The sequence below is a fragment of the Lutispora saccharofermentans genome, assembly GCF_024363565.1.
Taxonomy (GTDB): domain Bacteria; phylum Bacillota; class Clostridia; order Lutisporales; family Lutisporaceae; genus Lutispora; species Lutispora saccharofermentans.
This window is the reverse complement of the sequence record NZ_JAJEKE010000015.1, coordinates 1-24,090: the sequence shown is the minus strand read 5'-3', so window position 1 is coordinate 24,090 and position 24,090 is coordinate 1. Positions and strand designations below refer to the sequence as shown.

The following is a 24,090-nucleotide window of genomic DNA, read 5'->3' as shown; positions in this document are numbered from 1 at the left end:
AAAGTGAAAATCATAAGCAGCTATGCTTACCCCGGAAGAAATATTTACAGTCATAAACCTGTAGTTAAAATGGTAGTAGATTTAGGTGAACACTATGATACCCCTACAAAATCCATAAATGGGTTAAATGATGCTTTATTAAAGGTTCTTCCTGGGTTGGGAAGGCACAATTGTTCTAAAGGACATGAGGGTGGTTTTGCCGAGAGGCTTGAAGAAGGTACATATATGGCTCATGTTATAGAACATATGGCTATCGAGATACAAAACATTTTAGGTTATGATATAGCATATGGCAAAGCTAGCAGAAGTGATAATTTGAATATTTATAATGTAGTTTACGGATATATTAATGAATTGGCTGGCATAGAATCCGGCAGAATCGCCTTTGACTTGCTGAGCAGCCTTATCACCGGCCAGGATTTTAACTTTGAAGGCGAAATGAAAAGCCTTAAGGCCAAATGTGTCCAATCAGATATTGGAGTAAGTACATCGATGATAAAAAAAGAAGCAGAAAAAAAAGGAATACCGGTAATGAAGATTGGAGATGGAAGCTTGCTTCAACTGGGGTATGGGAAAAACAGCCGGAGGATACAAGCTACATTATCGGACAATTCCACATGTATAGCGGTTGATACGGCTTGCAATAAAACTCTGGCCAAAAGTATAATGACTGAATACGGCATACCTGTTCCTGAAGGTAAAGTAGTAAGAAGCGAGAATGAGCTTCTGCAATACTGCATGAGTATAGGTTTTCCGGTTGTAATAAAGCCGAATTTCGGCAGCCATGGAATTGGTGTATCAATAAATCTAAAAACTCCTGAGGAGGCTCTGGAGGCCTATAAGATAGCTTGTGAATACGAAGATACAATACTAGTCGAAAAGTTTATTAAGGGCAACCATTACAGGCTCTTGGTTGTTGGAGATAAAGTGGTTGCAGCTTCACTGCGCATCGCTGCCCATGTGATAGGCGACGGAGAAAGTACAATAGCAGAGCTCATAGATAGAGAAAACAGGGAAAATCCGCTTAGAGGAGAAGACCATGAAAAGCCATTGACCAAGATAGTTGTCGATAAGGTGGTCCAGGCATATCTAAAAAAACAACACAAGAGCCTGGATTATATACCTGATGAAGGCGAAAAGATATTTTTAAGAGAAAATGATAATCTAAGCACCGGCGGTATAGCAATAGATGTCACTGATGAGGTTCACCCGGAGAGTTTAAGGATGGCAGTAACAGCGGCCCAAGTCATTGGACTGGACATTGCAGGTGTTGATATCACTGTAAGCGATATAGGAATCCCTCTTGCAAAGGCAGAAGGCGCTGTTATAGAAATCAATGCGGCACCGGGAATAAGAATGCATCATTTTCCCAGTCACGGCAAAGGAAGAAATGTCGCAGGTGAAATAGTCAACCTATTATGCCCCGGAGGGAGAAGAATGAGTGTCCCGGTAATTTCTGTCACAGGCACCAATGGGAAAACTACTACTGTAAGAATGATTTCAAACATATTAAGAGGCATCGGCAATGATGTAGGGATGACCACCACAGACGGGGTATATTACAACGGTGAATGCATAAGACATGGAGACAATACCGGACCGGTAAGTGCCAGAGCTGTTTTGATGGATAAACGTGTGGATCATGCTGTATTGGAAACAGCCAGGGGCGGAATAATAAACAGAGGTCTGGGATATGATTTGGCAGATGTAGGCGTGATAACAAATATACAAGAAGATCATTTAGGTATAGATGGAGTATACGACATGGAGGATTTGGCTTTTGTTAAAGCCGTTGTAATTGAAGCGGTAAAAAAAGACGGCTACGCAGTGCTCAATGCTGACGATGAATATTGCATGATGATCAAGGAAAGGGTAAAATCACAGCTTATACTATTTTCCGCGAAATCTGATAACAAGTATCTGCAGGAGCATATAAACCATGGAGGCATTGCTTTCTTCTCGGATGGAAAGGCAATATACTGCAATGATGGAGATCAATCCCGAATGCTGGCCAGTCTGGATGAAATACCTGCAACCATGGGAGGCATCCTTAAGCACAATATATATAACGCTCTGGCTGCTTCTTCAGGAGCTTATGGACTGGGTACAGAGCTGAAAGATATAGCAAAAGGGCTTACCTCCTTCAAATGCGATGAAAAAGATAATCCGGGACGCTTTAACCAATTTGATGTAAGAGGGATTAAGGTTGTTATAGATTATGGACATAACATTGATGGTTACAAGCATGTTTTGAATTCACTCAAGGAAATGAAGAAAAGAAAGCTGATAGGCGTTATTGGCGTACCTGGAGATCGCACGGATTCAAGCACTTTGACTATTGGTGAGATGAGCGGAAACTGCTTCGATAAAATCTATATAAAAGAAGATAAAGACAAGCGGGGAAGAAAAGCCGGGGAAATAGCAGAGCTGCTGAAGCGAGGGTGCCGCTTAGGGATGATCGCAGAGTCGGAAATAACTATAGAATTATCTGAGGAAAAAGCCCTTGAAATGGCTATTGCAAATTCAGAGCCGGGTGATATAGTAGTTGTATTCTATGAAGAATACGAACCGTTGATCCGGGTTATTGAAAAAATGAGAAATTCATATGAAAAAACAGGGCTTATCATCGCATGATAAGCCCTCTGAAATTTGGCTTTTTAATAAAGCTGAGAAATACTGAGAGGATCTGCATCCCAGGATTTTATTGTAAATTTATCTCTATTTTTTCTTGAAAGCACAATCTTATACTTGCTTATATTTTTGCCTTCCTTCACTATTATCTTAGTACGTGCTTCTGTAGATGAACTTGGAGATTCGGCGCGATGCGGATCGCTCATTGCCCACAGCTCTGTTTCCCCGATCTCAAAGGAAATTTTGCTCCTGTTGTTGATTAAGTTTTCAACTATATTTCTATTGTTTTTCACAAAATCGCTATCTTCCGTTTTATCCCAGTAGCTCAATGCTTTTCCTGAATTTCCTGAAATAATGTCGTTTATATGCTTCTGTATTATGGCCCTTACTTCAGCAATCTCATTGGATTCAGGATGGGTGGAGAAGCCTGTAATAAACCAATCCTTATCGTTTTTTACCAGTTCAATTGAGTTGATAAAAAAACGTCCGATGTTGACCGAAGCCTTATTGCTCTTAATTGCAATGCTGTCAAAGCTTAATGAAGGAGGAATGTAAGACTCCTTTTGAAAATTCGGCAGAGGGGTATTAAATCGCTTAAAATCTGTCAATTTGTTGTTAAGAGCTTCCTGCGGTATTGGGTAGGCTGTATTTGTATAAACCTTCTTAGCTTGAATTTCATACTCCTCATAACTGCCATTGAAATCATAATCCAGGAGAAACATGTTTAAAATAACAGACTTGATCTTTGATAAATTTTCATCATCTGTCCTGGATATATTTTCAGTAACCTTGAAAGATTCCAGATCCACATTTATTGAATTTTCACTGTAATTGCTTACAAAATGAAGCTTATCCTCAGCAGGGCTTAAATAGTACGATGGTGTGCATAGGGGAAAAGACTTCTTTACCATATTATTGGGGTTTATTTTTACCAGCAGATACCTATCATCATCGTGAAAATTAGAGTTGAGGGTTGTGTATATTACTTCACCTGTCGATTTCAATATGCTTGCACAATATATCGGTCCGTCTTCAATCGCCTTGCTCTCTAAGGTCTTCAAGTTTACAATTTTTAATCCTTGCATCAAATCTATAGTGTAAATTAAATTTGAACTGTCTGAATCCATATAATACCCGTCGGCTATTTGTGTAAAGGTTTTATTATCAAAGTTATACAGGGTGATTATATTATCATACCTATTGTTTTTCATTTCAGCGATATAGGTATTATGGCTGTAACTCATCCTTATAAATGGAGTATAGCTGTCTGCGGCGATAGAAAGAAATTCTTTTGAAGCAATGTCAAAGATCATTCTGTTGTCGAACATCAACCTTTTAGAATCACGGGACCAGCTTATGTTATTAAACTGCCGGTAATTATATTTTTCTAATATTTTTTGAAGCTGCTCGTTTTCAACATTATAGATATAGACGCTATCTTCACCATCTATGAAAGCCCATTGCTTTCCTTCATTATCGAATTGGGAGCTTTTTATAGACATAAACTTACCTAAAGCTTTCTCGCTGCCATTGGAGGCATTGATGGCAAATAGTTCAATATACTGCATCATTTTTCCCACTATGACCATACTATTTTTTGTATCAGCTTTTTCGCTTTGTATATTTTTATAGCCGATAACGGTACTGTAATCAGGAGTAATGGCTATAGGAATAATATCTTTGGATATTTTGCTTATAGCTTCCCTATTTTTTTCAATGATGGCTTTTTGAGATATAGTCTCAAATTGCCAATCTTTGATCTTAGCAGATGAATTGCTTTTATCTTTATCATTATTTTCAAGTATGACCAGTTCATTTTCTTTAATAGCGCAAGAAGAAAGTAATGTTGTAAAGCATAGCAAAACTATAACTAATTTTTTCATGCGGCATCCCCCTGTTTTAGTCAATCATAACCTTATTATAACCTGAGTGCCTTCTCCCTTATGGCTTACCAGCTCAATGCGGGCTCCGTGCTTATCAATTATTTCCTTGACAATGGAAAGACCGAGACCCCATCCTTCTATGCTGCTGTTTCTTGATTTATCTCCTTTATAGTAAGGTTCAAATATGTTTTCAAGAGTATCAGGGTCTATTCCGGTACCATAATCTTTTATTGTCAATTCGATACCGTCCTTGTCCTCGAGAGTTATGTCTATCTTTGAAGTATCACTGTATTTAATGCTGTTATCCAGGATGTTGATTATCACCTGTTTAAACAGATCAGGATCGATAAAAGCAGATAAGTCCTGGAGCTTTAAATTAAGGCTGATGTTGTATCTCCCAAGCTTATAATGTATGGAATCGCATACCTCCTCAAGCAAAGCTTTCAGATTCGTTTCCGATTTGTTTATTTGAAAATCATAGCGCTTCAGCCTTGACAGCTCCAATAGCCTTTCAACCATATTCAGCATCCTTTTGCCTTCCGAAGTAATATGAAACAGGCTTTTATCTTTAACCTCTATGCTGTCGGTTTTCCACAGAAGCTCGGAATATCCTAATATTGTAGTAAGGGGCGTTCTGATCTCATGAGTAAAATTATCAAAAAAGTTCTTTTGTTTTTCTTTTTCATCCTTCAGCTCATGAATCATATTTCTCAAGCTGTCTGCCATTGAATTGAAGTTTTCGCCAAGCTCGCCAACTTCATCATTGCTTTTTACTTCTACCTTTTGATGAAGATCTCCCTTTGAAAAAAGCTTTGCAGTTTCCGTCAAATTTTTGATGGGACTTATTATTCTATCGGAAATAAAATTGCTGAACACCACTGAAAAGAAAGCTGCTAATAAGCCTGTTACAATAAACATATTGATGTTGTTTCTTTTCATATTATCTGCATCCGATAAATCGTATATAAACGCCAGGGAATAGTTATACCTTCCGTCAATGTTTACAGGTGTAGCATAATAAAGGGTTCGTGTTTTATTCTTTGTTATGATATAAGCCTTGTTGCCTTTAAAAGTTTCCGATACTTCAGGTCTTATAGTTTTGTTACTATCCGTTATATCTTCTGAATCTCCAAGAAGCTTATTTCCATAAAAAATTTGCACTCTGCATTTTATGTTTTTATTCAGGTATGAACAAAGATATGAGGAATCACTCTCCATAATATTCGGTACCTCAAAGATATTACCTGCCTTGCTAAGAATATATTGCTCTACGTATATGGTGCTGTTATCACCCTGGCTCTTTAGATAATTTAATATATTTGATAGATTATAATTATCGGATATCTTAATTATTATCGGCCCCAGTATTGTGAGCATAATAAACAGAGCGGCAATATTCAAAGCCAGTATTTTAAACTTAAGCTTCATAATTCACCTCAAATTTATACCCGATAGAAAACACCGTTTTGATGAAAACACTGTAATCACCAAGCTTTCTTCTGAGACGCTGAATATGCATATCTACTGTCCTGCTGTCTCCCATATACTCATAACCCCATACGGATTCAAGTATATTCTCCCTTGAAAAGACTTTTCTCTGATTTTCAATGAATAAAAGGAGTAAATCATATTCTTTGGGTGTAAGAAAAACTTCTCTCCCATCGATATGAACTTTTCTTTCCATGAGATTAATAGAAATTGGGCCGGCAGCTATAGAGGATTCATCCTTGCTGCTGTATTTATTCACTCTTCTTAAGACGGTTTTAATTCTGGCGATTAATTCTCTATTATCAAATGGCTTTGTAATGTAATCGTCCGCTCCAAGCTCCAGTCCGCAAAGCTTGTCCTTGATGGAATTTCTCGCAGTAAGGAGTATTATGGGAATATTGAGCTTTTGAAGCGCTTTGCATACTTGGAATCCATCTAAGCCCGGCATCATGATATCCAATAAAATCAAGTCAGGATTTTGAGATTTAGCGATTTTGATAGCGTCAAAACCATTGTTGCAGGATATAGATTCAAAGCCTTCAAGCTGAAGGTTGAGGTTTATTAAATCTACTATAGCTGGCTCATCATCAACAACTAAAATTTTCAAAATGTCACCTGCCTTCATATGTTTATATATATGATAGTCAATGCTTATATAGAAATTGTAACATTTATTCAAAAGAATTTCATTTATATTTGATCCCATTGTGCTACAATTGTTTATAAAAAAGTGGAATTTTGCATAAAACAGTTGCAAAATTTTATTAAATAATTTATTATATATAGTGTTACGGCAGTTTGCCTAACAAAAATTGGGGGTATAGCTCAGCTGGGAGAGCGCTTGAATGGCATTCAAGAGGTCAGCGGTTCGATCCCGCTTATCTCCACCAAAAGACGATAAAGGGGCTGTTTCAAAATTTTGGTTTTGTAGCAGCTCTTGTTTTATATACAAGACGGATGCAAGAGCCTTTCACTGATAGGATGGTGGAAGGCTCATTATATTGTTGGATTAAGCAGATGATGATATAATAATATTAAAAGTTGCTTACAACTAATATATGGAGTTAAGGGTGATAATTTTGCTTCAATTTAAAACGCTGGAGTTAGACGACAAAGAGGTATTTATGAAATATTTGGGAGATTATGATTTCAATACCTATGAATACTCATTTCTGAATCTGTACCTTTGGAGAAAATATTGCAATGTAGAATATACTATCCTGGAGGATTCGCTTATAATTAAAAAGACCGAGGAAAGCAAGGGGACTGTTTTCATGCAGCCAATCGGATACTCTGAAGAAAATTTGGAAGCTATCATTTCTAAATTGTTGGAGTATAAAGAGAAAAAAGGCGGTATGAAATTTTTATTTTCAGATATCGAAGAACCTTTTTTAAAAAAGCTTAAGGAAAAGTATGGAGACGCTGTGCAATACTATGAAGACGTTAAAAATTTTGATTATATCTATGAAGCAGACAAGTTGATAAAGTTGAATGGTGATAAGCTGAGGAAAAGAAAAAGTCAATACAACCATTTTGTGAGCAGTTACGCTTACAATGTAAAGGATATCCATGAAGATAAGGTTATAAAGGATTGTATAGATTTTTCTCAAGAATGGTTCAATGGCCAGTCCGGTAATCATCAGCTGGAGTGCGAGGTTGAAGGAATAAAGGATATCCTTTATAATTTAAAAGATTTAAACGGGCTCGGAATGGCTGTATATGTCAATAATGTTATAACAGGCTTCACCATCGGTGAGATTGTAAATAAAAATATGGCTATCATACATATTGAAAAAGGAGATATAAGCTATAACGGGATTTATGCTTTTATAAACAGAACCTTTGCTGAGCTTTATCTAAAGGACATAGTATACATTAATAGAGAAGAAGATATAGGAATCCCTGGGCTTAGACGAGCTAAACTGGCTTATGACCCCATAAAGCTTGAAAAAAAATTTATTGTTGATATACGGAGAGAATTGCAATGAGGAATATGCTTATAGGTGATAATATAAAACTTGGTTCTCTGAATATGTCAGATATGGAATATATCTCATCCTGGTTTAATGATGTTGAATTTTTAAGATATTATGATATGGTTCCTGCCATTCCTAAATCCCAAAAAGATATGCTAAAGCTTTTGGAATACTATGAGAGCTCTGAGGATAAGCAGATATTTGCAGTTAGGCTGCTCCATTCCAATACGATCATAGGTATCGCAGGTTTTGACGATATACTATGGTCGAATGGAGTTGCAACTACTTTTATTGGAATAGGCAGCAAGGAGAGCAAAGGAAAGGGCTTGGGCAAAGAGACTATGAGATTGTTGCTGGATTTCGGATTCAATGAGTTAAATTTTCATAGAATCCAATTGAATGTGATCAGCTATAATAGTGCCGCTATAAGTTTGTATGAAAGCGTTGGTTTTAAAAAGGAAGGGACTTACAGGGATTTTATCTATAGAGACGGAAAAAGATATGATTTATATTTATATGGAATTTTAAAAGAAGAGTATACCGGATAAATCCGGTATACTCTTCTAAATATCTTCAATTCTTTTAAAATAATAGACTCTTATTTTGCACTCTTTACAAATAGCTATAAATTTTATTTCACTATCTATACAATCAGGAGTCTTGCTTGCACTGATAACCCGCAAATCGCTGCCAAAGCATAAAGGGCACACATTTTTGCTATCTATAAACGCTGCTTCACGTTTGACCTTTTGAAGCTTTGCTCTATTTGCCGCTATATGTATTTTTTCGTCTGACCATTTTGCTTTCATCATTTCACCCTATCTGTTTGATAAATGTATACATAAAGATTCTATCACAAATGTTGAGAAAAGTGCTACTAAAAAAGGAGAGCACTTTTTTAGTGCTCTCGAAGCCGGTATTTATAATCCGCACATATTTCTAATTTTTTCGATGGTGCTATTTCTCAGTTCAGACATTCTCTTAAAATCCATGCTTTCGATATAATATCTCTCCAGCTCGTCGTGAAGAAGCTTAGCATCTTGAATTCTTACTATAGCTTCATCGATAAGGCCATTCATAAGCTTTTCGTTCTTTTCCAGGTATTCTTTATCGTTTTTAGAAAGATTTCTATTTTTATTATCATTCAGATCTATAATTTTATTTGCATTATTTCTAAGCTTTCCATCATTTGTGATCACCAGGCCCAACTCGTTAACTATCATTGTTTCTATCCTTTCCGGATTTAGTGGCTGATGAAAGACCTCCACATCATAACCCTTCAATATAAGGTCTGAAGACAATGAGTTGAACAGATTTGTGGCAGCAGCAAGATATCGCCCTTTTATATAGTGGCAGGTATATTCTTTTGGTACTGCGTTTTCGATAAAGTCAACTCTTCCTGATGAATTGATTGATGAATGAAACAAATGCCTTATTTCTGAATGCTTGTGCACAGATGCGAGAGGCTCAAGTATAGATTGCTTGTAATCGATCAGGGCATTATTAAAGCTTGCCCAATCGAACTCATCACCTGTCAGAGCCTCCAAGTCATCCTGGACCTCTTTTGCCGCATTAAGGAATCTGTATGACGAAACATATAGTTTCTTTAATTCCTTATTGCAGTTCAGTATTGCCTTCCTATTCTTTTCAATGCCTTCATTATCCCAGTATTCTCCCAGGTTAATTATTTCATCTACTACAGCCGGGTATTTAGGATCGGTAGTATGTGGGGCTGTGCCATCCATTACAGCAATGTTAAATGGGACTATACGAATTCCATCCAGAGAATCGTTATCTGAAGAGCAATGGTGAAGTTCCACATCAAGACCCATACTTGCAAATTCATTTGCAATTTTTTTTAAAAAAGTTGATTTGCCTGTCCCCGGTCCGCCTTTTAAGATAAATAATTTTTTCGGAATTCCCGGTACAACATATTCATAATAAGAATGAAAGCCTTTGTAGGTGTTGGCACCTAAGAAGAATTCTCTGACATGACCTTGTTTTTGCATAACACACCTCCATGAAAGCTTATACTTTAATATATTCTTGCTATTATTATATGTGACTCTGAAGCTTTTAAATATATTTCAATTGACAGAGTTTTTTGTGTCATGTAAAATTAATTTGTTCTAAATGGAAATGATATAAGAGATGATTTTGGAGAGAGGTTAAGATAAATGGGACATGTGGATGAAAAAACAATGAAAGAAATACGAAGGCGAAGAACCTTTGCTATAATATCTCATCCTGATGCGGGCAAGACGACGCTTACAGAAAAGCTTCTTTTATACGGAGGCGCCATAAGGTTGGCAGGTTCGGTAAAATCAAGAAAAACTGAAAGATATGCTGTATCAGATTGGATGGAGATCGAAAAGCAAAGAGGAATATCAGTGACATCAAGTGCAATGCAATTTGAATATGATGGTTATTGCATCAATATACTTGATACACCCGGGCATCAGGATTTCAGTGAAGATACTTATAGAACCCTTATGGCTGCCGATAGTGCAGTCATGATCATTGACCATGCAAAGGGCGTTGAGGAACAAACAAAGAAGCTCTTTCAGGTATGCAGAAAGAGAGGTATACCCATATTTACCTTCATAAACAAGCTTGACAGAGAAGGTCTCGACCCTTTTGAACTCATGGAAGAAATTGAAACAGTACTAGGTATTCAATCATACCCTATGAATTGGCCTGTCAGGTTAGGCGGCAGCTTTCTCGGGATATATGATAGAAAAATGATGCATATGGAGCTTTTCTCCGGTGGTGATCATGGCCAAAGCCTGGTGTCTTCGGTAAAGAGGTCTGTTGAAGATCAAGTTTTCAGGGATTTGCTGGGCGATGATGCTCATAATAAGCTTATTGAAGATATCAGCCTTTTAGATATGGCCGGAGATGCTTTTGAAATGAATAAAGTGCTGAAGGGTGAGATGACTCCCATATTCTTCGGAAGCGCTATGACTAATTTTGGTGTGGAGAATTTTTTGCAGGAGTTTTTGAAGATGAGCACTCCTCCGATGCCAAGGGCGTCTGATGTCGGGGAGATCAATGCGGAAAGCGATTTCTTTTCCGGCTTTATTTTTAAAATACAAGCCAATATGAATCCGACCCATAGAGACAGGATAGCATTTTTGAGAATTTGTTCAGGCAAGTTTACAAAAGGTATGAATGTAAATCATGTACAGGCCGGAAAGCAGGTAAAGCTTGCTCAGCCTCAGCAATTTCTTGCACAGGATAGAGAAATCGTTGAAGAAGCGTATGCAGGAGATATCATCGGCGTATTTGATCCGGGCATATTCAGAATAGGAGATACCCTGTGCGAAAAGAGTCCTCAATTCAGGTTTGAAGGCATACCGGTTTTTGCTCCGGAGCACTTTGCAAGGGTATATATCAAAAATTCTTTGAAAAGGAAGCAATTTATTAAAGGCATAGACCAATTATCTGAGGAAGGTGCAATACAGGTTTTTCATGAGAAGGACTCTATGGCTCAGAAATTAATCATTGGAGTAGTGGGGATTCTTCAGCTTGAAGTGCTGGAATATAGGTTGAAAAACGAGTACGGAGCAGAGATAACTATTGAGCATTTGCCGTTCAAATATATAAGATGGATAGAGACAGAAGGCTTTAATCCGGAAAAAGCAAGATTGACATTGGATACTAAAATACTATGGGATAGTCACGATAATCTGGTTTTGGTATTCCAAAATGAATGGTCTATAAGAACGGTAGAGGAGAGGAACAAAGATTTAGTTTTATCAGATATATTTAGTCTTAAAACCTGGTGACGGATGTATTTGATTTGATACCTATTGACATTGCTTCAGCCATTATATAAAATGATATTAATCAAAACGTATATATTTAAAGGGAGTAGCACCACCTTGCTTTACTGCCAACAATCTCGGAAAAGCGATATTGCTTTTTCTGGCTGTGAAGGTCCTTTCGGATGTGCAAGACTTTTAATATGCATATGCATATTAAAAGTCTTTTTTTATTGAAAATACAGGAGGATCAAATATTAAGACATAAGAACACTAATTATAGAAAAAATAATAGGGTACGACAGCGGGTTTTATAATTTCAATTAGATTATAAAAGGCAAACAAAATTAACTAGAGAGGTGTATGATTATGTGGTTTTCAAAATCTCAACAAGAAGCTTTGAAAGAACTCAATGTAGATCCAGTTGCCGGACTTTCTGGTGAAGAGGCAAAAGCAAGGCTTGAGAAGTATGGCGAAAATAAGCTTAAGGGGAAGCCTAAAAAGAGCTTAATTTCTCTATTTTTTTCACAGCTTAAGGATATGCTGATATATGTTCTTTTGGGTGCAGTAGTTATAACGATAGCGATTGGAGAGTATGTAGATGCTGTAATAATCCTATTGGTTATTATTTTAAATGCAGTAATAGGAGTCGTGCAGGAATATAAAGCTGAAAAGGCGATAGAAGCACTGCAAAAAATGACTGCGCCAAAATCTCTTGTGAGGCGTGATGGAGAGATTGAAGAAATCAGCTCAGAGCAAATAGTGCCCGGGGATATTGTGATCATTGATGCAGGTAGATATATACCTGCGGATCTAAGGCTGATACAAAGCGTAAACCTTCAGATCGAGGAATCTGCTCTGACAGGTGAATCTGTTCCGACAAGCAAGGATGCAAATGATGTTCATACAGACCCGAAAACTCCCATAGGAGACAAGTCAAATATGGCTTTTATGTCCACTCTTGCCACATATGGCAGAGGTGAAGGCGTAGTCGTAGGAACAGCCATGGAAACAGAAATAGGAAAAATAGCAAAGATACTGGATGAAGACAACGATGAAATGACCCCTTTGCAAAGACGATTAGATGAGCTTGGCAGGATTTTAGGCTTTATAGCTATCGGAATATGTGCATTAATATTCGCAATCGCTCTGTTTCAGAAGAGAGATCTGTTTGAAATGTTCTTGACTGCGATCAGTTTAGCTGTTGCGGCAATCCCTGAAGGTCTCGCTGCTATAGTTGCTATAGTGCTGGCATTAGGAGTTACTAGAATGTCAAAGATAAACGCAATTGTAAAGAAGCTCCCGGCAGTCGAAACATTAGGTTCAGTCAATATTATATGCTCTGATAAAACAGGGACCCTCACACAAAACAAGATGACTGTAGTAAAATATTATACGCTTAACAATCTAAAGCATGTACCTGCTGCAGGAACCGGCTTTGAAGCCTCTAAAGATGAAGCCGAATTGATCAAGTCCTTTGTTTTATGCTCGGATGCTACATATGAAAACGGTCAAGGCACAGGAGACCCTACAGAAATAGCTTTAGTCGTATTAGGCGATAAATATGATCTTTCAAAAAAAGATTTGAACTCAAGGCATAAAAGGCTTGGCGAAAACCCGTTTGACTCTGATAGAAAGCTGATGTCTACCTTAAATGCAGAAGAAGATGGATACAGAGTTCATACTAAAGGAGCATTGGACAATATTTTGAAGATTTCAGCTAATGCTCTGGTAGACGGTAAAGTAGTACCGTTAACTGAAGAAATGAAATCCAGCTACCTAAAAGCGGCTGAAGAAATGTCGGATGACGCGCTGCGAGTGCTTGGCGCCGCCTTTAAGGATACAGATAGAATTATAGCTCCGGAAGAAATGGAAAAAGATTTGACTGTTATTGGCTTTGTTGGCATGATAGATCCTCCAAGGATGGAGGTCAAGGATTCTATAAAAGATGCTAAACAAGCGGGAATAACTCCCGTAATGATCACCGGTGACCATAGAAATACGGCAGTTGCAATTGCTAAAGAGCTAGGGATTGCAGATTCTATTGATCAGAGCTTAACAGGTGCTGAAATAGATGAATTATCTGATGAGGAGTTTTCAAAAAAGATAAATGACTATAGAGTATTTGCACGAGTATCGCCGGAACACAAGGTAAAGATAGTAAAGGCATATAAATCACAAGGGAATATAGTATCTATGACCGGTGATGGTGTCAATGATGCTCCTTCATTGAAATATGCTGACATAGGTGTTGCAATGGGCATTACGGGGACAGATGTTTCTAAAGGTGCTAGCGATATGATATTAACAGATGATAACTTCACTACAATAGTTCATGCTATTGAAGAAGGCAGGAACATATATAACAATATAAAGAAGTCCGTTATCTTCCTGCTATCCTGCAATCTGGGAGAAGTTATTACAGTATTTGCATCTATCCTGTTTTTTTGGCCTGTACCTTTGCTGCCTACACAAATATTATGGATAAACCTGATAACTGATTCACTGCCGGCTATAGCACTGGGTATCGACCCAGGTGATAAGGATGTTATGAAAAAGAAGCCGAGAAACCCTAAGGAGAGCTTTTTCGCCTATGGTGCAGGGGTGAGAGCTGTTATCGGCGGCGTATTAATAGGCATTTTGACATTGGCAGCATTCTATTTTGGCCTGACCGAATATGGATACAGTCTTGGTTCAAAGAATATACCTGAGGAAGTATTAACTTATGCCAGAACAATGTCCTTTGTCGTACTTGCAGGCACCCAGCTGTTTTATTCATTGTCAATGAGAAATTCAACCAAATCAATATTAAGGATTGGGTTATTCTCTAATATGTACTTAATAGGGGCAATAATTGTCGGGTTTATTCTCCAGTTTGGAGTTATTTCCATACCGTTTCTTGCAAACGCATTTAGTGTCCATAATTTAAGTCTGAGAGACTGGGGATTGGTTATATTATTTGCTTTGGTCCCACTGATAGTCAATGAGATTATTAAGATGTTTATGAGAGGGGACAAAATGGAATAGAAAATAATATTCAGATATAATCATTCTTTTTCATCCCAAAATAATATATAATGGAATAGTTGTATAATATTTTGGGATGTGTTTTTTATGTTTCCATTTACCCATATCTGGTTTAGCCAAAAGGTATTAGGTTATTCAAATAATATGACAGTGCTGGGGGCAATATTTCCGGATGCACTGGTTTCAGCCACGCTGAACTACGAAGCTACTCATAAAATTGGATGGCATATTCTTGATTATTTTTATAGAGAAAAGCCGGAGCTGTTGGATTTTATTAAATCTGGCATAACTCACACCGTATATCCCAGGGGTTTGGACTTTTACGGGGATGAAGAATATAAAGGCTCAAAAGGTTTTTGCTTCCAAAAGGCTATCGAGATTGCAGAAGAGGTTATAGATGCCTGCAATATACCTAAAGAACATGGCTTATGGAAAGCTCACAATTTTATCGAAATGGCTGTCGAGTTAAATATATTAAGCGAAAATAATAATCTTCCAATGTTATTAGAAGATGCCTTGAAAGATACCGAACTGATTAAAGAAATAGAAGCAACTCTGGAAAAATTCTATGGACTTGAACCAAAAAGTTTGGGGAACAGCTTTATTAGATTTGAGAGTTTCGTTTATAAGAAGAATGTAGATAGCTTTATTCTATCAATTAACTATGATCAACATATGAAAAATAAGCATGGTATCAGCATAGATATAGATAAAGCTTCCAAAATAATTGATAAAGCTGCATTTATAATAAGCAAGGATTATGCTGAGTTTTTTGAAACCACTGAAAAAAAAGTAGAAGAAATGCTGCAGAAGAGATTGGAGTTATAAAATAATGAATATGGGATTTTTACTGTTTATATGCACTGCCGGATTTATCGCTGCCTTTGTTGATTCAATAGCGGGGGGCGGCGGGATAATAAGCATACCAGCCCTTATGGCAGCCGGTATGCCGCCGCATATTGCTTTAGGAACAAATAAACTTGGAGCATCATTTGGTGCCTTTGCCAGTACCTTGACATTTTTTAAATCAAAAAAGATTTACTTCCCATTGATAAAATGTTTAATGCCTTTTACTCTTATAGGGGCTATACTGGGAGTCAAAACAGTTCTGAGCATAGATGAGCAGAAGCTGCAATTGGTCATACTGATACTTACATTTGTTATAGCATTACATACATTTATAAAGAAAGATTTCGGCAGCCATAATGATTTCGGAGGTCTCACCAAAAAGAATATATTTATCGGGATCATTCTTGCCCTTTCTCTGGGATTTTATGATGGCTTATTCGGGCCCGGGACAGGCTCTTTCTTGATCTTTGCTTTCATAAGCGTTTATAAGTTTGATTTTTCTGTAAGTGCAGGAAATGGGAAGACTTTAAACTTCATAAGCAATATAGCATCCCTGGCAGTATTTGCGATAAATGATTCTATAGACTATTATACAGCCATTCCCCTTGCAGCATCTATGATTTTGGGTGCCTTAGCGGGAACGAAAATTGCAATAAAGAACGGGGCTAAAGTAATAAAACCTATTTTTATTACCATAGCCTTAGCCCTTACTATTAAAATGTTTGGTTCACTTTTTTAAGCTTTGAACCATTTCATCAATAATTTTTAAAAGTACTTCAGACTTTGCATCGATTATAGTTTTGTTTTTGCCCTCTATTGATTTCTTTAGATCATTTAAAGCAAATTCAAATTTGTTCATCAAATCGGATGAGCTCTTTTTTAGTTTTGGCTTTGCTGCAGACCAAACATTTATCAAATATTCAAGTGTGAGCTTCATCGAATTGTAATCATCTTTTTCAGCCACCAGCTTTACTTTTTTAATTCCATACCTTAATCTGTCTAAATCTGGCGGCTCCTTTGTTTTATAGAGCTCATAGAAATCAGGAAGGGTTTTATACAATGAATTTACTGAAAGCAAATTTACATATTCATCTTTTAACTGTATGGTATCGGTTAAATTATTCAATGCATTTTCAAAATCCTCCATGGATTTTTGAGAGGCTAAAGCAACAACAGCCTTTGGCTCAAAGGAATTCCATTTTTCATGAAGCTCCAGCACGTCTTTTTTCAAGCCCTCAAATTTCTCTAAGGTTTCTTTTCCTTTTTTTGCAAGCTCTTCCTGCAATTTAGCTTTTTCCTGTTGTTTTTGATATTCCGCAAGCTCCTCAGGCTTCATTTGTATCTGAATCTGCCCCTGGCCCATGCTTCCCTGCTGCTGACCTTGCTGCTGGCTTTGCTGCCCCTGTTGTCCTCCCTGTCCTTGCTGCTGGTCTTGCTGGCCCTGTCCGCCGCCAGATTGTGATGATATTATTCCTTGCTGTGCTCTCTTTTTTTCTTCATGCATAGACATCAGAGTTTTTTCTATATTTCCAATGCTTTTTTTTAATTCTTCCAGCTCTTTGGGAGGCTCTTTCTCCTCATCCTCATTTGAAGCTTCAGGGGAGGGCTTTAATTGTGGGGTACAGGATGAAAGACCGCCAAGCGATGCAATTATAAACAGAATGGCAATGACTTTATATAAAACACATCTTTTATTCAAAAAAATCACCTCACTTTTATTATTTCCTGTGGGTTGATTAATATTTGATAAAAAATAAACAAGATAAAAATGTATGGATTTATGATATAATTTGGTTTATAAGGCAATGAAAATTTTGAGAAATTCAGCAAGGAGCATCTTTTATGTTAAACAAGGCTTTGAGAAATATTTCATATATTATATTAGCTTTAGTTTTGCCGCTTTTTATTTTGCTTATTTCAACAGAAATTGCAGCATTCGATATCAATTATTATAGGACTGAATATGAAAAATATAATATTTCAAGAAACTTGGCTATTGAGCAAAAAGATTTAATGGATTCAACCTCAAAGCTGCTGGATTATCTTAGAGACAACAGAAAAGATCTGGATTTTCAGACAACGGTAAATGGTATAGAACAGGAATTTTTCAGTGATAGAGACAAACTGCACATGGTTGATGTAAAAAATCTATTTATTACTGGGCGCAACATCAGAAATGGTATTTTGATTTTGTTGCTGTTTATAATAATTGTACTTAGATATAATAGAAATATAAGATTTGATGTAGGGAAAGCTTTGCTGCTGTCATCAATAGCCGGTGTATTACCTATAGTTTTATTGGTTATTTTGATCAATATTGATTTTTATAAGTACTTTACTATTTTTCATGAAATATTGTTCACCAATGATCTATGGCTTCTGGACCCTAATGCCGACAGACTTGTTAATATTTTCCCTGAAAGCTTTTTTTCTGATATTGCCTTTAGAATAATAACATACTATTTGACTGCTCAGTTTATTTTATTTATACTTTCTATTATGCTTAAATACACAAAAAAAACATACTAATGCAAGATGATGGAGGCTTAATCATTATGAAAAGATTTTTAATTATTTTACTTATAATTATTTTGGGTATTGCGGGCTGCAGTGGGCCTAAAAAGGGCACTCCCCAAATAGATAATACGGTCGACAATAACGTTGAAACAGTTGAACCCGATACTGTAGAAAAAGAAATTGTGTTATATTTCGCCAATTCCCAGGCTCAATTTGTTGTACCTGAATATCGCACTGTTAAAGCAGATAAGGATATAACTGAAGAAGATTTTGCGAAATTGGTGCTGGAAGAATTGATAAAGGGTCCCAATGAAGAGAATCTATATAAAACAATACCCGGTGAAGTTAAAGTTTTGAATGTTGAGATACAGGAAGACACTATTCTTATTGACTTTTCAAGAGAAATGTATACGAAGCATTGGGGAGGAGCAGCAGGAGAAGATATGACGATCAGCTCTCTGGTGAATACAATGACTGAGCTGAAGGGTATCAAAAAGGTGCTGCTTAGCGTTGAAGGTATGGCGCTCAACATTGAGCATGTAATAGTGGATGAGCCATTAGAACGGATGGAGGATAAAATATATAGATAATTTTAATGGATGGAGGTATTGTTAATGTTTGATTCAGCGATTATTGGCGGAGGCCCTGCTGCTATGTCTGCAGCTTTGAATCTCAAAATTCGAAATAAAAGCTTTATAATGTTGGCAGGCAATGAAAAGGTTACCGGCTTGAGCAAGGCTCCAAGCATAGATAATTATTTAGGAATAAACAGCATAAGCGGGGCAGAGCTTTTATTGAGCTTTGAAAAGCACCTGCGCGATATGGAAATTGAAAAGAAGAACGAAATGGCCTACAACATCCTTAATATGGGGGATTACTTTGCAATAAATGCAGGAAGCAATTTTTATGATGCAAAGACGCTGATCATAGCTACAGGAAAGGCGAAGAACAGTTTGATTGAAGGCGAAGAGCGATATCTTGGGATGGGTGTTGGATACTGCGCTACCTGTGATGGTCCTTTGTATAAAAATAAGGCTGTTGCTATAGTGTCTGAAAACGAAGAAGGAGAGGAAGAAGCCAGGTTCTTAAGTGAAATATGCTCTAAAGTATACTATTTGCCTCTTTATAAAACAAGCTTTGAAGAAATTAATGGCATTGAAGTCATAAAAGCTAAACCAATATCAGTTATTGGAAATGAAAATAGAGTTACATCACTTTCTACTTCTAAGGGAAATATAGATGTGGATGCAGTATTTTTTATCAGGAATGTTTTGCCTGTAAACCAACTATTGGAAGGTCTTGAACTTGAGGATGGTTCAATAAAGGTTGATAGGCTGATGGCTACAAGTATTCCCGGAGTTTATGCCTGCGGTGATTGTGCCGGCAAACCCTTTCAGATTTCTAAAGCAGTTGGAGAAGGAAGTACTGCAGCTTTAAGCGCTGTTAAATACCTTGATTCAAGTGTGGAGGTGAAATAATGATAGACAAAAAAATGATAATCGATGATATCTTGTTTAAATATCCGGATTTGGAATATATTTTTAAGAACTTTGGGATTAAATGCTTCGGTTGAGGCGGGGCATTGTATATGTCTGTTGAGCAGGCTGCTCAACGATACGGGATAGACTCAGATGAGCTCACAAAAGAATTGAATGAAGCCATACCCCAATAATATTTCCGCCCTCTGGGGCGGTTTTTGTATGCCTTCAGGTTTGACAGCAGATTCAATATGATATAGAATTATTAAGGGTAATTTTGATGGAGAGGACTAATATTTATGATACACAAATATAGGATGAATGGACTAAATATTGTTTTGGACGTAAACAGCGGCTCTGTTCATGTAGTGGAAGATATAATCTATGATATTTTGGACATGTTAACAGATCCCTTTGAGGCCGATCTTGTAAAAAGACTTGAGGATAAATATGATGACAAAGAGATTAAAGAGGCGTTAGCAGAGGTCATGAAGCTTAAGGGTGAGGGCTTGCTTTTCTCTGATGATACATATAGAGATATGGTCTTATCAAGAAAGAATGATTCCCAAGTTAAAGCGATATGTCTTAACATTGCTCATGATTGCAATATAAGATGCGGCTATTGCTTTGCGTCAACGGGAGACTACCATGGTGGAAGAAAGCTGATGCCACTGGAGGTGGCAAAGAAAGCTATAGATTTTTTGATCCTTAACTCAGGAAATCGGAAAAGACTTGAAGTTGACTTCTTTGGCGGAGAGCCAATGCTTAATTTTGAAGTGGTAAAGGCCACTATAGGATATGCAAGAGAAAAGGAAAAAGAATTTGGCAAGCGTATAGGATTTACTATGACAACAAACGCAACATTATTGGATGATGCATCAATAGAGTATTTGAATGAGAATATGGATAATGTGGTTCTCAGCATAGACGGCAGAAAAACTATAAATGATGGCATGAGAAAAACTATAAATGGCAAGGGAACTTATGATATAATTTTGCCAAAGATAAAAAAGTTTTTAGAAAAAAGGGGAGATAAAAGCCATTACATTAGAGGTACATTTACTTCTTACAACCTTGATTTTGTAAATGATGTGCTCGCCCTGGCCGACGAAGGTTTTAAAGAAATTTCTATAGAGCCGGTTATTGCTTCTCCCGATATGGACTATGCTCTGAAAGAAGAGCATCTGGATACAATAATGAAGGAATATGAAAAGCTTGTGCTGAAGATGATAGAATATGAGAAGCAGGGCAAGAGCTTCAGATTCTATCACTATATGGTGGATCTGGACGGAGGCCCCTGTGTATACAAAAAAGTGGCTTCATGCGGCGCAGGCCATGAATATTTTGCTGTTACTCCCGATGGCGATTTGTACCCCTGCCACCAATTTGTGGGCAGAGATGGGTATAAAATGGGTGATGTTTACTCAGGAATCAATAATGGAGAACTTCAGGATAGCTTCTCAAACAATTCAGTATATCATAAGGAAAAATGCAGCGGATGCTGGGCCAAGTTTTATTGCAGCGGTGGCTGCCAAGCCAATGCAGATGCATTCTGCGGAGATTTGAAAGTGCCTTATGAGCTGGAATGCAAATTACAGCGCAAAAGAATAGAGTGCTCAATAATGCTAAATGCATATTATTCAATTATAGAAAATTAATTTTAGGAGGGTATTTATGGAAAAATTTATACCGGTGGCTATGTCAAACCGTCATCTTCATGTAACCAGGAAAGATTTAGACATTCTTTTTGGAGAAGGGCATGAACTGACCAATATGAAAGATCTTTCTCAACCTGGCCAATATGCATGTGAGGAAAAGGTAGATATAGTAGGACCAAAATCAACTTTAAAAGGCGTGAGAATACTCGGACCTGTAAGACCTGCTACACAAGTGGAAATATCCATGTTTGATGCAAGGACTATGGGTGTTGAAGGAATAGTAAGAGCTTCTGGAAATATTGCCGGAACTCCGGGATGCACTTTAGTGGGACCTAAGGGTCAGGTAAAGCTGGAAGAGGGAGTTATAGTAGCAGCCAGACATATTCATATGCATACAAGCGATGCTCCAAAATTCGGGTTGAAAGATAAAGATATAGTAAAAGTAAGAGTTGGCAAAGAAAGAGCAGTAGTATTTGAAAATGTAGTAGTAAGGGTTCATCCTGAATACGCTCTTGATATGCATATTGATATTGAGGAAGGAAATGCTGCCGGAATCTCTAATGGAGATATGGGGGAAATAATAAAGTAATGAATAATTTAGCTTCGTATATAGACCATACCATACTAAAGCCCGAAGCATCAGAAAAAGATGTAATAAAAATATGCAATGAAGCCTTGAAGTATGGATTTGCTTCAGTATGTATCAATCCATGCTTTGTTAAGCTAGCATACAGTATTCTGAGAGATTCTTCGGTAAAGGTTTGCACAGTAATAGGATTTCCCTTGGGTGCCAACACCTCGGCGGTAAAAGCCTTTGAAGCTGCAGAAGCAATACAAAATGGCGCAAAAGAAATAGATATGGTACTAAATATTGGGGCTTTAAAAGAGGGAAGGCTTGGCTATGTTCAAGAGGATATTGCCGGTGTAGCCAAAGCTTGTGAAGGCAAAGCACTGCTGAAGGTGATCATAGAAACTTATTTGCTAAGCGATGAAGAGAAGATTGAAGCCTGCAAAATAACAAAGCTTGCCGGTGCTGATTATGTAAAAACCTCTACCGGTTTTTCAACATTTGGTGCTACAGAAGCTGATGTGGCATTGATGAGAAAAACAGTAGGAGCGGATTTTGGTGTAAAAGCCTCCGGAGGCATTAGAGATCTTGACACCGCTTTGAAAATGATAGATGCTGGCGCTACAAGGATAGGCGCCAGTGCTTCGGTTAAAATTATTAAAGAATTGGACAAATAGGATGAATCCTATTTGTCCTTAATATTTTTTGATAGCTTTAAAATCAAATATAATGTACAATGGTATTGGAGGATGTATACATAGGATGACGGGCATAATATTTTAGGGGGTTTTATTAACTATGTCTATCAAATATGCAAAACGAATGGAATACATCAAGGGTTCTGCCATCAGAGAGCTTTTAAAACTGACGGAACAGCCTGAGATTATTTCTTTTGCAGGGGGTTTACCTGCACCAGAGTTGTTTCCCATTGAGGAGATGAAGGAGGTTTGTCTTAAGGTACTTGACACCGATGGCAAGGCAGCATTGCAGTATAGTACGACAGAAGGTTATTTGCCGCTCAGAAAGATCATCTCTGAGAGAATGAGGTATTCAGGTATTGAAATCCCAGCAGACGACATACTAATAACAAGCGGATCCCAGCAAGGCTTGGAGTTTTCAGGCAAAGTATTTTTGGATGAAGGGGATACTGTTATATGCGAAAGCCCAAGCTACTTAGGAGCTTTAAATGCTTTCAAGTCATATTTGCCTAGATTCGTAGAAGTAGAAATGGATAATGAAGGAATGAAAATGGATGAATTGGAGAAAGCATTGGAGGCTAATCCGAACGCGAAATTCATCTATACAATACCAGATTTCCAGAATCCAAGCGGAATCACCATGAGTTTTGAGAGAAGAAAAAGACTAGTAGAGTTATCGGTAAAATATAATGTACCTATTGTAGAGGATAATCCATATGGCGATCTAAGGTTTGAAGGCGAGAGAATCCCGGCTGTTAAGCACTTTGATACAGCAGGAATGGTAATATATCTGGGTACTTTTTCAAAGACATTCTCTCCCGGTCTGAGAGTTGGTTGGGTTGCTGCTTCACCGGAGATTGTAAGAAAATATGTATTGGTTAAACAGGGGGCAGATTTGCAGTGCAATAGCATGGCCCAGAGAGAGACCGCTGCATTTGTTCAAATGTTTGATATTGATAAGCATATCAATAAAATAATAGAAGTATACGGCAGAAGAAGAACATTGATGATAGAGACCATGGAAAAGGAATTTCCCAAGAATGTAAAATTTACTTATCCCAGCGGTGGCCTTTTTACATGGGTTGAGTTGCCGGAAGGCGTTGATGCAGCCGCGGTGCTAAAAAAAGCGCTTGAAGAGAAGGTTGCATTCGTACCCGGAGGTTCTTTCTATCCAAATGGCGGAAATGAAAACCACTTTAGATTAAATTATTCCTGCATGCCTGAAGACAAAATTGTAGAGGGAATAACGAGACTGGGCAAAGTTTTGAAAACTTTATAAATTAATCTAGAATTATTATCCATTTGATGCTATAATCTATGTACAATAATATCTGAAATTTAAGGAGGTATTCAAAATGGATAAATGGGTATGCACAGCGTGCGGTTATGTCTATGATCCTGAGTTAGGAGATCCGGACAGCGGCATAGCTCCCGGAACACCTTGGGAAGAAGTGCCTGAGGATTGGGTTTGTCCTCTATGCGGAGTAGGTAAGGATTCTTTTGAAATAATGTAATTGATAAAAGGTGCCTAAAGGCACCTTTTATGATTATTC

General features: G+C 37.4%; 21 protein-coding genes and 1 tRNA gene. 16 read left to right on the top strand and 6 right to left on the bottom strand.

The genetic code is table 11. The features are described from left to right. Window positions 1-3 precede the first annotated feature (3 nt). Window positions 4-2,634, top strand: a complete 2,631-nt coding sequence (gene cphA / locus LJD61_RS14765; protein ID WP_255228321.1) for a cyanophycin synthetase — start codon at window positions 4-6, stop codon at window positions 2,632-2,634. A 23-nt stretch (window positions 2,635-2,657) separates the two neighbouring features. Here cphA and LJD61_RS14760 read toward each other — a convergent pair whose 3' ends face one another. The 3 genes from LJD61_RS14760 to LJD61_RS14750 are packed head-to-tail and all read right to left on the bottom strand — an operon-like array spanning window position 2,658 to window position 6,609. Beyond that, on the bottom strand, window positions 2,658-4,514 hold the full coding sequence (locus LJD61_RS14760; protein ID WP_255228320.1) for a hypothetical protein: 1,857 nt from the start codon (window positions 4,512-4,514) through the stop codon (window positions 2,658-2,660). Window positions 4,515-4,538: 24 nt separating this feature from the next. Next, window positions 4,539-5,942 carry a sensor histidine kinase gene (locus tag LJD61_RS14755; RefSeq protein ID WP_255228319.1) on the bottom strand — a complete coding sequence of 468 codons (1,404 nt, stop codon included), beginning with the start codon at window positions 5,940-5,942 and terminating at the stop codon, window positions 4,539-4,541. After that, window positions 5,932-6,609, bottom strand: coding sequence for a response regulator transcription factor (locus tag LJD61_RS14750; protein ID WP_255228318.1), 678 nt, complete (start codon window positions 6,607-6,609; stop codon window positions 5,932-5,934). Before LJD61_RS14750 ends, LJD61_RS14755 begins: the two co-directional genes overlap by 11 nt. Before the next feature lie 207 nt (window positions 6,610-6,816). Between LJD61_RS14750 and LJD61_RS14745 the strand changes: the two genes are divergently transcribed. From LJD61_RS14745 to LJD61_RS14735, 3 genes are all read left to right on the top strand, one after another. Continuing rightward, a tRNA-Ala gene (locus LJD61_RS14745) sits at window positions 6,817-6,892 on the top strand. Window positions 6,893-7,081: 189 nt separating this feature from the next. Then, window positions 7,082-7,990, top strand: a complete 909-nt coding sequence (locus LJD61_RS14740; RefSeq protein WP_255228317.1) for a DUF2156 domain-containing protein — start codon at window positions 7,082-7,084, stop codon at window positions 7,988-7,990. Then, window positions 7,987-8,526, top strand: a complete 540-nt coding sequence (locus tag LJD61_RS14735; protein WP_255228316.1) for a GNAT family N-acetyltransferase — start codon at window positions 7,987-7,989, stop codon at window positions 8,524-8,526. Before LJD61_RS14740 ends, LJD61_RS14735 begins: the two co-directional genes overlap by 4 nt. A gap of 15 nt (window positions 8,527-8,541) precedes the next feature. Here the strand turns inward: LJD61_RS14735 and LJD61_RS14730 are convergent, their stop codons facing one another. Together LJD61_RS14730 and LJD61_RS14725 are read right to left on the bottom strand one after the other, a co-directional pair. Continuing rightward, entirely contained in the window at window positions 8,542-8,787 is a 246-nt protein-coding gene (locus LJD61_RS14730) for a hypothetical protein (RefSeq protein WP_255228315.1), read from the bottom strand. Window positions 8,788-8,898: 111 nt separating this feature from the next. Further along, window positions 8,899-9,987 (bottom strand): hypothetical protein, encoded by a 1,089-nt coding sequence (locus LJD61_RS14725; RefSeq protein ID WP_255228314.1) that lies wholly within the window; start codon window positions 9,985-9,987, stop codon window positions 8,899-8,901. 168 nt (window positions 9,988-10,155) lie between these two features. Here LJD61_RS14725 and LJD61_RS14720 point away from each other — a divergent pair, with 168 nt between their 5' ends. From LJD61_RS14720 to LJD61_RS14705, 4 genes are all read left to right on the top strand, one after another. Next, the gene (locus LJD61_RS14720; protein ID WP_255228313.1) at window positions 10,156-11,766 is read left to right on the top strand and encodes a peptide chain release factor 3; all 1,611 of its coding nucleotides are present in this window, start codon (window positions 10,156-10,158) and stop codon (window positions 11,764-11,766) included. 345 nt (window positions 11,767-12,111) lie between these two features. Then, complete coding sequence (locus tag LJD61_RS14715) at window positions 12,112-14,769, top strand: cation-translocating P-type ATPase (RefSeq protein ID WP_303740783.1); 2,658 nt, start codon at window positions 12,112-12,114, stop codon at window positions 14,767-14,769. Between the two features lie 87 nt (window positions 14,770-14,856). Next, a complete protein-coding gene (locus LJD61_RS14710) occupies window positions 14,857-15,597 on the top strand; it encodes a hypothetical protein (protein ID WP_255228311.1) in 741 nt (246 codons plus the stop codon). Window positions 15,598-15,601: 4 nt separating this feature from the next. After that, window positions 15,602-16,357, top strand: a complete 756-nt coding sequence (locus LJD61_RS14705) for a sulfite exporter TauE/SafE family protein (protein ID WP_333783136.1) — start codon at window positions 15,602-15,604, stop codon at window positions 16,355-16,357. Here LJD61_RS14705 and LJD61_RS14700 read toward each other — a convergent pair. Further along, window positions 16,346-17,317: a hypothetical protein gene (locus LJD61_RS14700; protein WP_255228310.1), complete on the bottom strand. Its 972-nt coding sequence runs from the start codon at window positions 17,315-17,317 to the stop codon at window positions 16,346-16,348. The genes LJD61_RS14705 and LJD61_RS14700 overlap by 12 nt on opposite strands. Window positions 17,318-17,460: 143 nt before the next feature. Here LJD61_RS14700 and LJD61_RS14695 point away from each other — a divergent pair, with 143 nt between their 5' ends. From LJD61_RS14695 to rd, 8 genes are all read left to right on the top strand, one after another. Continuing rightward, window positions 17,461-18,147, top strand: a complete 687-nt coding sequence (locus LJD61_RS14695) for a TIGR01906 family membrane protein (RefSeq protein ID WP_255228309.1) — start codon at window positions 17,461-17,463, stop codon at window positions 18,145-18,147. A 26-nt stretch (window positions 18,148-18,173) separates the two neighbouring features. Beyond that, window positions 18,174-18,725, top strand: a complete 552-nt coding sequence (locus LJD61_RS14690) for a GerMN domain-containing protein (protein ID WP_255228308.1) — start codon at window positions 18,174-18,176, stop codon at window positions 18,723-18,725. 24 nt (window positions 18,726-18,749) lie between these two features. After that, a complete protein-coding gene (locus tag LJD61_RS14685) occupies window positions 18,750-19,613 on the top strand; it encodes an NAD(P)/FAD-dependent oxidoreductase (RefSeq protein WP_255228307.1) in 864 nt (287 codons plus the stop codon). Between the two features lie 299 nt (window positions 19,614-19,912). After that, window positions 19,913-21,271, top strand: a complete 1,359-nt coding sequence (gene scfB / locus LJD61_RS14680; RefSeq protein ID WP_255228306.1) for a thioether cross-link-forming SCIFF peptide maturase — start codon at window positions 19,913-19,915, stop codon at window positions 21,269-21,271. Between the two features lie 16 nt (window positions 21,272-21,287). Next, on the top strand, window positions 21,288-21,860 hold the full coding sequence (gene pduL, locus LJD61_RS14675; RefSeq protein ID WP_255228305.1) for a phosphate propanoyltransferase: 573 nt from the start codon (window positions 21,288-21,290) through the stop codon (window positions 21,858-21,860). Beyond that, complete coding sequence (deoC, locus tag LJD61_RS14670; RefSeq protein WP_255228304.1) at window positions 21,860-22,516, top strand: deoxyribose-phosphate aldolase; 657 nt, start codon at window positions 21,860-21,862, stop codon at window positions 22,514-22,516. Before pduL ends, deoC begins: the two co-directional genes overlap by 1 nt. A 121-nt stretch (window positions 22,517-22,637) precedes the next feature. Next, window positions 22,638-23,816 (top strand): aminotransferase-like domain-containing protein, encoded by a 1,179-nt coding sequence (locus LJD61_RS14665; protein WP_255228303.1) that lies wholly within the window; start codon window positions 22,638-22,640, stop codon window positions 23,814-23,816. Window positions 23,817-23,892: 76 nt separating this feature from the next. Continuing rightward, window positions 23,893-24,051: a rubredoxin gene (gene rd / locus LJD61_RS14660; RefSeq protein ID WP_255228302.1), complete on the top strand. Its 159-nt coding sequence runs from the start codon at window positions 23,893-23,895 to the stop codon at window positions 24,049-24,051. Window positions 24,052-24,090: the final 39 nt, after the last annotated feature.

Bases quoted from the DNA above. Each gene is read 5' to 3' on its own strand.
- LJD61_RS14735 (WP_255228316.1), top strand. From the start codon at position 7,987: ATGAGGAATATGCTTATAGGTGATAATATAAAACTTGGTTCTCTGAAT.
- LJD61_RS14705 (WP_333783136.1), top strand. From the start codon at position 15,602: ATGAATATGGGATTTTTACTGTTTATATGCACTGCCGGATTTATCGCT.
- LJD61_RS14695 (WP_255228309.1), top strand. From the start codon at position 17,461: ATGTTAAACAAGGCTTTGAGAAATATTTCATATATTATATTAGCTTTA.
- LJD61_RS14665 (WP_255228303.1), top strand. From the start codon at position 22,638: ATGTCTATCAAATATGCAAAACGAATGGAATACATCAAGGGTTCTGCC.
- LJD61_RS14710 (WP_255228311.1), top strand. From the start codon at position 14,857: ATGTTTCCATTTACCCATATCTGGTTTAGCCAAAAGGTATTAGGTTAT.
- LJD61_RS14690 (WP_255228308.1), top strand. From the start codon at position 18,174: ATGAAAAGATTTTTAATTATTTTACTTATAATTATTTTGGGTATTGCG.
- rd (WP_255228302.1), top strand. From the start codon at position 23,893: ATGGATAAATGGGTATGCACAGCGTGCGGTTATGTCTATGATCCTGAG.
- LJD61_RS14755 (WP_255228319.1), bottom strand. From the start codon at position 5,942: ATGAAGCTTAAGTTTAAAATACTGGCTTTGAATATTGCCGCTCTGTTT.
- pduL (WP_255228305.1), top strand. From the start codon at position 21,288: ATGGAAAAATTTATACCGGTGGCTATGTCAAACCGTCATCTTCATGTA.
- scfB (WP_255228306.1), top strand. From the start codon at position 19,913: ATGATACACAAATATAGGATGAATGGACTAAATATTGTTTTGGACGTA.
- LJD61_RS14720 (WP_255228313.1), top strand. From the start codon at position 10,156: ATGGGACATGTGGATGAAAAAACAATGAAAGAAATACGAAGGCGAAGA.
- deoC (WP_255228304.1), top strand. From the start codon at position 21,860: ATGAATAATTTAGCTTCGTATATAGACCATACCATACTAAAGCCCGAA.
- LJD61_RS14730 (WP_255228315.1), bottom strand. From the start codon at position 8,787: ATGAAAGCAAAATGGTCAGACGAAAAAATACATATAGCGGCAAATAGA.
- LJD61_RS14715 (WP_303740783.1), top strand. From the start codon at position 12,112: ATGTGGTTTTCAAAATCTCAACAAGAAGCTTTGAAAGAACTCAATGTA.
- LJD61_RS14685 (WP_255228307.1), top strand. From the start codon at position 18,750: ATGTTTGATTCAGCGATTATTGGCGGAGGCCCTGCTGCTATGTCTGCA.
- LJD61_RS14725 (WP_255228314.1), bottom strand. From the start codon at position 9,987: ATGCAAAAACAAGGTCATGTCAGAGAATTCTTCTTAGGTGCCAACACC.
- LJD61_RS14760 (WP_255228320.1), bottom strand. From the start codon at position 4,514: ATGAAAAAATTAGTTATAGTTTTGCTATGCTTTACAACATTACTTTCT.